General features: G+C 34.5%; 9 protein-coding genes and 1 pseudogene. All 10 read right to left on the minus strand.

The annotated features are described in order from the left end of the window. A pseudogene (locus RC62_RS15530) lies at positions 1 to 2,136 on the minus strand (DUF11 domain-containing protein); the annotation flags it as partial. 476 nt (positions 2,137 to 2,612) lie between these two features. After that, positions 2,613 to 3,539, minus strand: a complete 927-nt coding sequence (queG, locus tag RC62_RS15535; RefSeq protein ID WP_055096836.1) for a tRNA epoxyqueuosine(34) reductase QueG — start codon at positions 3,537 to 3,539, stop codon at positions 2,613 to 2,615. Continuing rightward, positions 3,536 to 4,882 carry a cytochrome P450 gene (locus RC62_RS15540; RefSeq protein ID WP_055096838.1) on the minus strand — a complete coding sequence of 449 codons (1,347 nt, stop codon included), beginning with the start codon at positions 4,880 to 4,882 and terminating at the stop codon, positions 3,536 to 3,538. The genes queG and RC62_RS15540 overlap by 4 nt, the downstream gene beginning before the upstream one ends. A gap of 11 nt (positions 4,883 to 4,893) precedes the next feature. Beyond that, complete coding sequence (gene ruvB / locus RC62_RS15545; RefSeq protein ID WP_055096839.1) at positions 4,894 to 5,916, minus strand: Holliday junction branch migration DNA helicase RuvB; 1,023 nt, start codon at positions 5,914 to 5,916, stop codon at positions 4,894 to 4,896. A 175-nt stretch (positions 5,917 to 6,091) separates the two neighbouring features. Then, positions 6,092 to 7,894: a cbb3-type cytochrome c oxidase subunit I gene (locus RC62_RS15550; RefSeq protein ID WP_055096842.1), complete on the minus strand. Its 1,803-nt coding sequence runs from the start codon at positions 7,892 to 7,894 to the stop codon at positions 6,092 to 6,094. Positions 7,895 to 7,925: 31 nt separating this feature from the next. Then, positions 7,926 to 9,110: a cytochrome c oxidase subunit II gene (locus RC62_RS15555; RefSeq protein ID WP_055096843.1), complete on the minus strand. Its 1,185-nt coding sequence runs from the start codon at positions 9,108 to 9,110 to the stop codon at positions 7,926 to 7,928. 19 nt (positions 9,111 to 9,129) lie between these two features. Beyond that, entirely contained in the window at positions 9,130 to 10,524 is a 1,395-nt protein-coding gene (locus tag RC62_RS15560; protein WP_055096845.1) for a hypothetical protein, read from the minus strand. Positions 10,525 to 10,551: 27 nt separating this feature from the next. Next, positions 10,552 to 11,097, minus strand: a complete 546-nt coding sequence (locus tag RC62_RS15565) for a c-type cytochrome (protein ID WP_055096847.1) — start codon at positions 11,095 to 11,097, stop codon at positions 10,552 to 10,554. Positions 11,098 to 11,105: 8 nt separating this feature from the next. After that, positions 11,106 to 11,630 (minus strand): DUF3341 domain-containing protein, encoded by a 525-nt coding sequence (locus RC62_RS15570; RefSeq protein ID WP_025572651.1) that lies wholly within the window; start codon positions 11,628 to 11,630, stop codon positions 11,106 to 11,108. Continuing rightward, entirely contained in the window at positions 11,623 to 13,023 is a 1,401-nt protein-coding gene (gene nrfD, locus RC62_RS15575; protein WP_055096849.1) for an NrfD/PsrC family molybdoenzyme membrane anchor subunit, read from the minus strand. The genes RC62_RS15570 and nrfD overlap by 8 nt, the downstream gene beginning before the upstream one ends.

Raw genomic sequence — 13,023 nt, forward strand, 5'->3', positions numbered from 1 at the left:
AATATAATATGTTCCGGCTGTAGCTGCTGTTGGTGTTGTATATGATGTAGTAGCAGTTGAGTTAGTCCAATATGTAAAAGTTAAATTTGACGAACTTCCTGCAGTAACTGAAGAAGCTGTTATATCAACTTTTGATGGCGAACAAACTGATGCCGGATTAGTAATAACAAGTGTAGGCAAAGGATTAGGAGTAGTAGAAACACTAGCTGAGTTATTTGCTAAATTACTATCTGTTGTCGTAGATGGCAATGCTGCTGTGTTGGTATAATTTCCTGTAGCGTTTACTTTTGCAATAATTTTTAATGTTTCAGTGATTCCTCCGTTTACATCTCCAATACTCCAAACTCCACTTCCGGAATTATAGCTTCCTACTGATGGTGTTGCACTAACGAAATTATATCCGGAAGGAAGTAAATCATTTACAGAAACTCCTGTTGCATTATTTACGCCTAAGTTACTGAGCTTAACAGTAAACTCGACATTAGAACCTACACACGGAGTTGAATTATCAACTGTTTTTGTCACACCTAAATCTGTACACAAAGTAACACTTACTGGTTTAGATTGAGTTTGAACTCCACATGCTAAAGTCGAAGCTACTGAATAAGAACCTGTTTTAGTAGCGATATATGAATTTGAATTTGCTCCTGTAATAGCTGTACCATTAAAATACCATTGATAGGGTGCAAAATCTGAAGGAGTGGTTAATGTAGCTGTATTATTAGTACATCCGCCTCCTGAAACATAAGTCATTGTTGGATCTTCCGGCTGAGCCGCAAAATTTGAGAAAAAACCTGCCATGGAGAATCCACCTCCTTGTTGTACAATTGAAACTGTTAATTTAGCTAAACTTGATATGGAAAGTACATTTGGACTTCCAATCTGGGTATCTTCAAAATTAATTATATACCATCCTGTCGATCCTAATTGATGACGCGGAGAAATACCAGATACTGTTTCAATATTAACTCCATTAACATTCACAACAGCAGCCGCATCTTTTAAAAGTATATATCCAAAATAAGGTAAAGAACCTGTTCCGTAATTTCTAAATTTAGCAGTTTCTATAAAATTTGACCCGCCACATTCTGATACGGGAGCAATTGTCGAAATATCTACCTCACAGGATTGGGCTGTACCGGAATACACTGCTACATTCTTATCTGCAGAAACTCGTGAAGCTGAAAAATTAGTATTTGAATTACCATTAAGAAAAGTGAAAAATTTACCAGCGGTTGCTAAAACTGTAGTTGTTGTTTTTGTTAATACTCCAGTAGCTGAATAACTGTCAACTGTAACTGTTGTATTATCTTTTGTAGCCACAACAGTAGTTTGCTCTGCTGTATCATTTCCTTTTCCTCTTTCAATAAAATATTCTGATCCTAAAACTGATTCAGGAGGTACTTGATTATAAGCTCCGTCCCCACATCCTCCGGGTGTATCAATGGCAGCAGAAGTATTCATTACCGTTGGATTAGACGATTGTACCAAAGTACCTATTGGTGCTTTAAACAAATAACTCTGACCGGCATCTAAAGTTGCCTTAACAATACCATCTATAGTAATTGATGTGCCATTTGCAATAGCCATAATACTGTAAATAGGACGTTGATCACCATAACCATTAAAATTCCCTAAAGAACCGTCTCTGTAATATCCTACTCTAAATCGTATACCAATTCCTGCATCACCAAAACTTGTTAATGCAGCATTCCCTTTAATATCCTGATCTGTACCATCACCACCTAATGCATCTGAAGCGACATTTCTTAAATTAATGGATATTGGTGCATCCCCAGTCACAATTAATCCCGCTGCAGTTAAAACTGTATTTAATGCAAAAGCAGGAGCCGCACTTGGTTTACCTAAAAATCTATATACTGCAGGAGCTCCTTTTGTAGCTGTAAGTGTCGTAACTAAAGTACCATCACTCTTAGCTACAGTAATATTTACGGTTGACGTAGAATTCGTTGCAATTACGATCTCATTAGCTTTACTAAAATATTGCCAAGGCGCAGGCGCAATGTAATGTTTTGTATAAAACTGTGCTGATGCGTTATAACTAATAAATAATAAAAATAAAACCAGGAAATTTAATCTAAAAAATTTAGATCGGCTAAAAGTAAAGTTACGCATAGACAACTGTGAATTTAAAAATAGAAATACCCAAAACTGAATCGCTAACATTAGCATTCGATTGGATGTATGGGAGATACGATAAAATAGAAAGAATGGATTTTAAAAATCTGAAAAAAATATTTTCAAGATCTTCATAAAAATAAAGTAGTGTTTGAACCATAGATCGTTATAGGTGCAAGACTCAAATTGTCTCTCTGTTAAATTAGTAGTTTTTGGAGCGGCGAAAGTATACAAACACCTCTGTACTAGCTAGTTTAGTCGTCAAACTACATATATAAACGTTGAATTACACTTTTTAACGGTAAAAATTAACGTTGAAGTGTGAAAAATATAACTATTTGATAACCAAACAACAGAAAATTCTTAATTTTTTAGGGAATTATTATTATTTACAGATTATGAAGATAAAAACGTAAAAATCTTACAAATAATAAAAAGAAAGGGATTAAAAATCTGAAAATAAAAGCAAAAGATTATTCCAGAAACTTTACATTTCTTTTTAAACCATCAAATTTGGTTCTTTTGATAGGCGAATTTTTAAAAACTGCCCGAAAAGTTTCTTCTGTAATTTCAATCCAGTCTTTTTTAGTAAAAGAAAGTAATTCGGGATTTGGATTAAATAATGGCTCTGAATGAGGTTTCGAAAATCGATTCCAGGGACAAACATCCTGGCAAGTATCACATCCAAACATCCATTCATCAAATTTCCCTTTCATTTCATAAGGAATATTCTCTTTGAGTTCTATTGTGTAATAAGAGATGCATTTACTCCCATCAACAATATGAGGAGCAACAATTGCCTGCGTCGGGCAAGCATCTATGCAAGCAGTACAGGAACCGCAATGATCTGTAGTTGCATGATCATATTCTAAATCTAAATCAAGTATAAGTTCAGCAATAAAGTAAAAAGAACCTACTTTTTGAGTTAACAGATTACCACTTTTACCAATCCAACCTAATCCGCTTTTAGCTGCCCAGGCACGATCTAAAACTGGTGCCGAATCAACAAAAGCACGACCTGAAACGTCTCCTATATTTTCCTGAATGGAATGCAAAAATTCTTTAAGCTTCTCTTTGATTACAAAATGATAATCCTGACCATAAGCATATTTCGAGATCTTAAAACTTTCCTGAGTTTGAGTTTCTTCAGGATAATAATTGAGCAAAAGCGACACAACACTTTTTGCATCATCGACTAACAAAGTTGGATCTAAACGTTTATCAAAATAATTCTCCATATAAGCCATTTGGCCATGATGGTTGTTATTGAGCCATTTTTCAAGGCGTGGTGCTTCCTCTTCCAGAAATCCAGCTTTAGATATTCCGCAAGAAAGAAACCCGAGGCGTTTTGCTTCTGATTTTATAAATTCCGAATATGTTTCTTTTGCATTAATGCTCATCTTTTCGAAAATGAAACTTCTACACCAACCGGTTTTAATGTAATTAAAGGATTAAACTGAACAGTATCAGTACTGGATTTAATCTCATATTTTTTTACAATTTGAGCAATGGTCAAACACATCTCATAAATAGCAAATCCCGCTCCTATGCACATTCTTGGTCCCGCGCCAAAAGGGTAAAAATACTGCATAGACTGTTTTTTCTGCTCGCCAAGAAATCGTTCCGGAATAAATTCATCCGGATTTTGCCAATATTTAGGATTTCGATGTAATTCGTAGAAAGAAACTCCGATAAGAGTTTCTTTTTTTATATGAAAACCAGCAAGTATATCATCTGTAACATTTTGTCGATCTGTAATCCATGCTGGCGGATACAAACGCATAGATTCATTTAATACTGCATTAGTATAAGTCATTTTTTGAAGCTGCTCCACAATATTCTCAGTTTGAGATTCTATCTCTAAAATCTCATCTAAAACTCTTTGTTGTACATCGGGGTTTCTTCCTAAAAGATGTAAAGTAAAAGTCAAAGCATTTGCTGTAGTTTCATGTCCTGCGATAAAGAGCACTTTAATTTCATCTACTAATTGCTTAACCGACATACCTTCTCCCGTATCTTCATATCGGGTTTCCAAAAGCATATTGAGCAAGTCATTAATTTCTTCTTTCGAAGTAATTCTTTGTTCAATAATTTCCTGAATAATACTATTATTTTCTTCAGCAAGTTCTAGATGTTTTTTTACTTGTCCGCTTAATGAAAACCACCATGCTTTATGCGGAAGTCTAATTTCTTTGATCAAAAAATTCTGGACTTCTTCAATAATAAATTTTATTCTATTTAATTTTTCGTCTGAAATTGAAAGCTGAAACAATGACTTCGCCACCACATTAAAAGCCAACTGACTCATTACAGGAAAAAGATCAATTGGTTTTTCTTCCAGTAAATCTTTTAATTCTGAAGCAATAGTCTCATTCATATTTTCAACTAATTGATTCATCTTTTGCTTATGAAAAGCTGGCTGAATCAGTCTTCTTTGCTTAAGCCAAAAATCCCCATCTACCGTTAAAAGACCTTTTCCTAAATACTTTGAAAGATAAACAGACTGAAATTTAGATTTATGATAATTCTTTTGATTTTTCTGCAAGATATATTGAGCAATCTCATTATCTCTTGATAAAATTATATGTTTAGAAAAACCAATTTTGAGAGAAAAAGAATCGCCAAATTTATCAAAATACCTTTTATGAAAAGGAATCGGATTTTTACGTACTCCTTCTGCATCCAGAAAAAATCTCAATATCGAAAGTCTGTTCGGGTAATTATATTTTCTATTTTCAGACATTTTGATAGAATTTAAAATAATCCACCCTGAATATTAGTATTAATTTTTCCTAAATGTTTATATGCTTTATCGGTTACTTCGCGTCCGCGTGGTGTACGCATAATAAAACCTTCCTGAATTAAAAACGGTTCATAAACTTCTTCAATTGTTTCACTGCTTTCAGAAACGGCAGTTGCCAAAGTTGAAAGTCCAACAGGTCCTCCTTTAAATTTATTAATGATAGTTAACAATATTTTGTTATCCATTTCATCAAGTCCATGCGCATCTACATTAAGCGCTTTTAATGCATAACGAGCAATTTCGAGATCGATAGTTCCGTTTCCTTTTATCTGTGCAAAATCACGTACTCGACGCAACAATGCATTTGCAATACGAGGAGTTCCACGGCTTCTGCCTGCAATTTCGATAGCAGCATCTAATGAGATTGGCATTTTAAGAATAGAAGAACTTCTTTCTACGATTGTAGTTAAAAGTTCTGTAGTATAATATTGTAATCGGGATGAAATTCCAAAACGTGCACGCATTGGTGCAGTCAATAATCCTGAACGAGTTGTGGCTCCAATTAATGTAAAGGGGTTTAAATTGATCTGTACTGTTCTGGCATTTGGTCCAGACTCGATCATGATATCAATTTTAAAATCTTCCATTGCAGAATACAAATACTCTTCAACAATTGGGCTTAAACGATGAATTTCATCAATAAACAAAACATCTCTTTCATCAAGATTTGTAAGCAATCCGGCTAAATCTCCAGGCTTATCTAAAACTGGTCCGGAAGTAATTTTAATACCAACTTCAAGTTCATTGGCCAATATATTAGCCAAAGTAGTTTTACCTAATCCGGGAGGACCATGAAAAAGTGTATGATCAAGAGCCTCACCACGTTGATTGGCTGCTGCAACAAAAACTTTTAAATTCTCTAAAACTTGATCTTGTCCGGCAAAATCATCAAATGACAGCGGACGTAATCTTTTTTCAAGATCTAATTCTTCTGGATTGTACCCATTTGTAGTGGGATCTAGGTTCTCATTCATTTTACAAAGATAGACAAAGTAATCAGTTTGTAAAATAGATAAAATTTAAATAAAAGGAAACCAAATTTCAATTTTTTAAAACTACAAATTCCAATACGACGTTAAACTCAACTCGAATTTGGAATTTATATAAAAAAAAAAGACCATCTTTTCAGATGGTCTTTTTTAAATATTTTTAGTGGTGTAAAACTTCTTCACCTTCTTTCATTGGTACATTTTGCGGTACAAAATCTACATCGTGATTTGGGTTACTGTAGTCATATGGCCAACGGTATACGTGAGGAATTTCACCTGGCCAGTTACCGTGAATATGTTCTACCGGAGTAGTCCACTCTAATGTTGTAGATTTCCATGGATTTTGTACTGCTTTCTTACCGTAGAAAATACTACTAAAGAAGTTGTACAAGAATACTAATTGGAACGCACCTCCTACAAGAGCAAATGTTGTAATTAAAACATTCACATTTTGTAAATCATCAAATAATGGGAAGTTCGTGTTTGTATAGTAACGTCTTGGTAAACCAGCTAATCCGATAAAGTGCATTGGAAAGAATACTCCGTAAGCACAAACTGCTGTTACCCAAAAGTGAATGTAACCTAAATTTTTATTCAACATTCTTCCGTACATTTTAGGGAACCAGTGGTAAATACCAGCAAACATTCCGTAAAGTGCAGAGATACCCATTACTAAGTGAAAGTGAGCAATTACGAAGTATGTATCGTGAACGTTAATATCTAAAGTACTATCTCCTAAAATAATTCCGGTTAAACCTCCAGTGATAAAAGTAGAAACCATTCCGATAGAGAATAACATAGCAGGATTGAATTGTAAGTTACCTTTCCATAAAGTTGTAATCCAGTTGAACGCTTTTACAGCAGATGGAATCGCAATCAATAAAGTAGTAAAGGTAAATACAGATCCCAAGAAAGGATTCATACCTGAAATAAACATGTGGTGACCCCAAACAATTGTAGATAAAAATGCAATTGCAAGAACTGACATAATCATCGCTCTGTATCCAAAGATTGGTTTACGAGAGTTCGTAGCCATAATTTCAGAAACAAGTCCCATTGCAGGTAAGATTACAATATAAACCTCAGGGTGTCCTAAAAACCAGAATAAGTGTTCGAATAATACTGGAGAACCACCTTGGTAATGTAAAACCTCTCCAGCAATATAAATATCAGATAAAAAGAATGAAGTACCAAAACTTCTATCAAAAATCAATAATAATGCAGCAGATAACAATACCGGGAATGAAATAACACCAATAATAGCTGTTACGAAAAATGTCCAGATTGTAAGTGGAAGTCTGGTCATAGACATTCCTTTAGTTCTTAAGTTGATAACAGTTACAATATAATTTAAAGATCCCATTAAAGAAGATGCAATAAATATAGCCATTGAAACTAACCATAAAGTCATACCTGTTCCAGATCCTGGAATCGCTTGTGGTAAAGCACTTAATGGAGGATAAATTGTCCAACCTGCAGAAGCTGGTCCAGCTTCAACAAATAAAGAAGACAACATAATTACAGCAGATAAGAAAAACAACCAGTATGAAATCATATTCATAAATCCAGACGCCATATCTCTTGCTCCAATTTGAAGTGGAATAAGTAAGTTACTAAAAGTACCACTTAAACCAGCCGTTAGTACAAAGAATACCATGATGGTACCGTGAATTGTTACTAAAGCCAAATAAATATCATTAGCCATTACACCATCAGGTGCAAATTTATCTCCTAATAAAACATTAAAGATCTTGAAAGACTCTTCTGGCCATGCTAATTGCATTCTAAAAAGCAAGGACATTGCAATACCAATAATACCCATAATGATACCGGTAATTAAGTATTGCTTAGCAATCATTTTATGATCAATACTAAAGATATATTTAGTAATGAACGTGTCTTTATGATGATGTTCGTGCTCGTGATCGTGTCCGTGATCGTGATCGTGCGCTTCTGCTGACATATATGTGTACTTTAAATTTTCTTAATAAATATTATTTCATAGCAACTTTAGCTATAGCTGCTTTAACAGTATCAATTACCGCTTTAACAGTATCTTTAGCTGTGCTATCTGTAGTAGCTTTTGCTCCTTCAGCTGGTGCTTTAGCAGCTGCTGCCGCTTTAATATCCTGAGCTAAAGTAGTCTTTTCGCTTAACCATTTTTTATAATCTTCCGGAGTATCAACAACCACTTTCATTTGCATGTTGTAGTGAGAAGCTCCACAAATTTTATTACATAATAATAAATAATCAAATGTGTAAGGATCTAAAGCTGTACCTCCTTTAGCAACCAACTCAACGCTTTTTTCAGCTCTAAGTTTGTTGATGTTTGCAACTTTCTCCACCATAAATGGCAACTCTCTGTATTCAGCAGTTGTATAAGTCGGGATAAAAGCAAACTCAGTAACCATTCCCGGAACACAGTTCATTTGCGCTCTAAAGTGAGGCATATAAGCTGAGTGCAATACGTCTTGAGAACGCATTTTGAAATGTATTTTTTTACCTTTTGGAATATGCAATTCTGAAACTACGATATCATCAGCTGAATTTTTGTCAGACATATCAACACCTAAAGTATTGACACCTTCAATCAAACGTACGTTAGCTTTTCCTAAAACATTATCATTACCTGCATATCTTGCAGTCCATTTGAACTGTTGTGCATATAATTCTATTTCAATTACATCCTCGTCTTTATCAACAAACATGATATTGTTCCAGGCATACAATCCATAAAGAATTAAACAAGCCAAAACTACAGATGGAATAATACTCCAAATTGCTTCTAATTTATTACTATCAGCAAAAAATAATGCTTTTTTATCTTTATGTCCTCTGTTCTTAAAAGAAAACCAATATAATAAACCTTGTGTAATAAATTGTACTACAAAAATTAAAACCCAAGTAATATTCATTAAGTTATCTACTAAAAGTCCATGCTCTGAAGCAGGAGTATGAAGTGCTAAATTACCCCATTTTAGTAAACCGTAAATCGTAAATATATATATGAAAGCTAAAAAGCCAAACATCACATATCCCTGAATATTATTATCATTATCTGATGCAACCTGAGAATCGTCCGAAGAAGATCCCACTTGAGTAAGATCAAATATCTTGGTCAATTGCCACAATGCAACTGCTAATAAAACTAAAACTATAATTACCAACAAACTTGTCATCTGTTTACTTCTTTAAATATTAATAATGAAAATGTTTACTTTCTTCAATGAAAGGATTTCTTTTTGCTAACAAAGGAGCTTTAGTCAATGCAGTAAACACTACAAAAATAAATAAACCTAAGAAGAAAAGTATAGATGCAATTTCAGAAACTCCAATAAACCATTTATCTCCAACTGTACCAGGCATAATCATATTAAAGAAATCTACGTAGTGACCTAGTAAGATAACAACACCAGCCATTACAATTACCCAGCTAAGACGTTTGAAGTCTGTATTGATTAATATTAATAATGGGAACACAAAGTTCATAACCACAGCACCAAAGAATGGTAAATTGTATAATTGAATTCTTGTTACGAAGTAAGTTACCTCTTCAGGAATATTAGCATACCAGATTAACATGAATTGAGAGAACCATAAATAAGTCCAGAAAACACTAATACCAAACATAAATTTAGCTAAATCGTGAATGTGGCTTGTATTTACATACTCTAAATATCCTTTAGATTTTAAGTAAACCGTTACTAATGCAATAGCAGTAATACCACTTACGAAGAAAGATGCGAAAACATACCATCCAAATAAAGTACTGAACCAGTGTGGATCAAATGACATAATCCAATCCCAAGACATAATAGACTCAGATACGATAAAGAATACTAAGAATCCAGCAGTTAACTTGAAGTTCTTTTTGTAGTATAGATCATCATTAGCTTCATCCTGAGCTAAACAATTTTTTCTAGATTGGTAACGATATAAGTTCCAACCTACTAAAAATATAGCAGCTCTAATAATCCAGAAAGTAAAGTTTAAATAACCCGCTTTACCAGCAATAATTTTATCATAATTTGCATGAGTAGGATCTGTAACCCCTTCACCTAACCATACGAATATATGATTAAAGTGTAATCCGCAAAGAATTAAAATAATAAAGAAAATAACTGAACCTACAGGTAAATAAGCTGTGATTCCTTGCATAACTCTAAACAAAACCGGAGACCAACCTGCCTGAGCAACTTGTTGAATAGCATAAAATGCTAAAGTTCCCATAGAAAGTAGCAAGAAGAAAATACAAGCAACATATAAAGCTGACCAAGGCTTATTTTGCAATTGGTGCAATACATGCGTTAAATGTTCTTTGTGCTCATCAGCAGCATTTACTGTTTCATGCTCGCCCCCTTTGTGCGATTCATGCGAAGCTTCAGCAGCTTCGTGGTGTCCAGCTTCTTGATGAGAAGTTTCTGCTGTTGCTTCATGCGCAGCATCATGAGAACCATGTGCATCTGCAGCTAGAATTTTTTCAACTTCTTGAATATCTTTAGGAGCAGTTAAAAAACCATATCCAATTCCTAATATACCAAGGGCCATTAGGATGATAGAAAAAGTTTTTAATTTACTTGAAAATGTATACATATCTATTACGATCAGTTTGTTCAACAATTATAATTGGCTTTTTAGTTTTAGAACATAGTCAGCAACTAACCAACGTTCGTGGGCACTTAATTGATTTGCATGTGAACCCATTGCATTTAAACCATAAGTTTCAACATGAAAGATACTTCCTTCAGTGATTTCTCTGTCTTTATAGCTAGGTACTCCAAGAAATTTTTCTCTTTCAACCAATTTACCTTTACCGTTTCCAGTTGCACCATGACAACTGATACAGTAAATTTCGAAAAGTTCTTTTCCTTTACCGGAATTTCTTTCGATAGAATCCAAAGGTGATTTTAAATTAGCTTTAGCCAATTCATAACCAGCAGTTGAATTTTCATATTCATAAGGCTCAAAACCTCTATTGATACTTCCCTCTGCAGGAAGCTGTCCTTCTTTTCCACCTTTAAATACTTTTGCTTCTGAATAGGTTTCATATCCTACAGACTCATACATATTTGGGAAATACTGATAGTTTGGTGCCGAATTATTGTGGCAAGATGAAACTAAAATAGTTATACCAACTAAAAGTGTTATTTTATATATCCTTTTCATAGCTACAATTAATTCTTTTCAATTACTTTAACTTCAACAGCTCCTGTACCTTCGAAAAAAGAAACTAGTTCTGCTTCGTTATCATTTACAGCAACTTCCATTAAAAAATGGTCATCTGTTGTTCTTACATCAGGATTCTCAGCTTGTTTGAATGGCCATAATCTACTTCTCATATAAAAAGTAATAACCATTAAGTGAGCAGCAAAAAATACTGTCATTTCAAACATAATTGGAACAAATGAAGGCATATTCTGAATGAAGCTAAAACTTGGTTTACCTCCAATATCTTGTGGCCAGTCATGAATCATGATATAACTCATCATGGTTGTTGCAACAGAAATACCAACACATCCGTATAAGAAAGCACAAATTGCTAATCTTGTTGGTGCTAAACCCATAGCTTTATCCAATCCGTGAACTGGGAATGGAGTAAAAACCTCTTCAATATGATGATGAGCAGCTCTGGTTTTCTTTACTGCATCCATCAAAATATCATCGTCATTATAAATGGCGTATATTACTTTATTACTCATGATGTGTGTCTTTATTTGCTCTTTCTCTAATGTAATTATCTCCTGTTCCTTTCAAAATTGTTTTTACCTCTGCCTGAGCAATTACAGGGAATGTTCTTGAGTATAATAAAAACAATACAAAGAAGAAACCAATCGTTCCGATGAAAATTCCAATATCAACAAATGTTGGTGAAAACATTGTCCAAGAAGATGGAAGGTAATCTCTATGTAAAGAAGTAACAATAATTACGAATCTTTCAAACCACATTCCGATGTTTACTACAATCGAAATAATAAATGAAAACATGATACTTGTTCTTAATTTCTTGAACCACATAAACTGTGGAGAGAAAACGTTACAAGTCATCATTGACCAATACGCCCACCAGTAAGGTCCGGTTGCTCTGTTCAAGAACGCATATTGCTCATATTCTACACCTGAATACCAAGCCACAAACAACTCAGTGATATATGCTACCCCAACAATAGAACCAGTAATCATGATTACAATATTCATTAACTCGATATGTTGTAGTGTAATATAAGCTTCAAGGTTAGAAACTTTTCTCATAACGATCAACAATGTATTTACCATTGCAAACCCTGAGAATACCGCTCCGGCAACGAAGTACGGAGGGAAAATTGTTGTATGCCATCCCGGAATTACAGAAGTAGCAAAGTCCATCGATACAATCGTGTGTACAGAAAGTACAAGAGGTGTAGCCAAACCAGCTAATACCAGAGATACTTCTTCAAAACGTTGCCAGTCTTTAGCTCTACCACTCCATCCAAAACTTAGGATAGAATATACTCTTTTATTAAAAGGTGTTATTGCTCTATCACGTAGCATTGCAAAGTCAGGCAACAAACCAGTCCACCAGAAAACCAATGATACTGAAAGGTACGTAGAAATTGCGAATACGTCCCAAAGCAGCGGTGAGTTAAAGTTTACCCATAATGATCCAAATTGATTTGGAATAGGTAAAACCCAGTATGCTAACCATGGGCGACCCATGTGAATAATTGGAAATAAACCTGCCTGAACTACCGAGAAGATAGTCATAGCTTCAGCAGAACGGTTAATAGCCATTCTCCAACGTTGACGGAAAAGTAATAATACCGCAGAAATTAATGTTCCGGCGTGACCAATACCAACCCACCAAACGAAGTTCGTGATATCCCAGGCCCAACCAACTGTTTTATTTAATCCCCATGTTCCAATACCGGTAGATACGGTGTAAATTATACAACCTAACCCCCAAAGGAAGGCTATTAATGCGATTGAAAATACAATCCACCAATGTTTGTTTGCCGGCCCTTCAACAGGGGCGGCTACATCTACAGTTACATCGTGATAAGATTTATCACCTATAACTAAAGGTTTTCTAATGGGTGCTTCGTAGTGAGACGACAT

This window comes from Flavobacterium aquidurense, assembly GCF_001404985.1.
GTDB classification, from domain to species: domain Bacteria; phylum Bacteroidota; class Bacteroidia; order Flavobacteriales; family Flavobacteriaceae; genus Flavobacterium; species Flavobacterium aquidurense_B.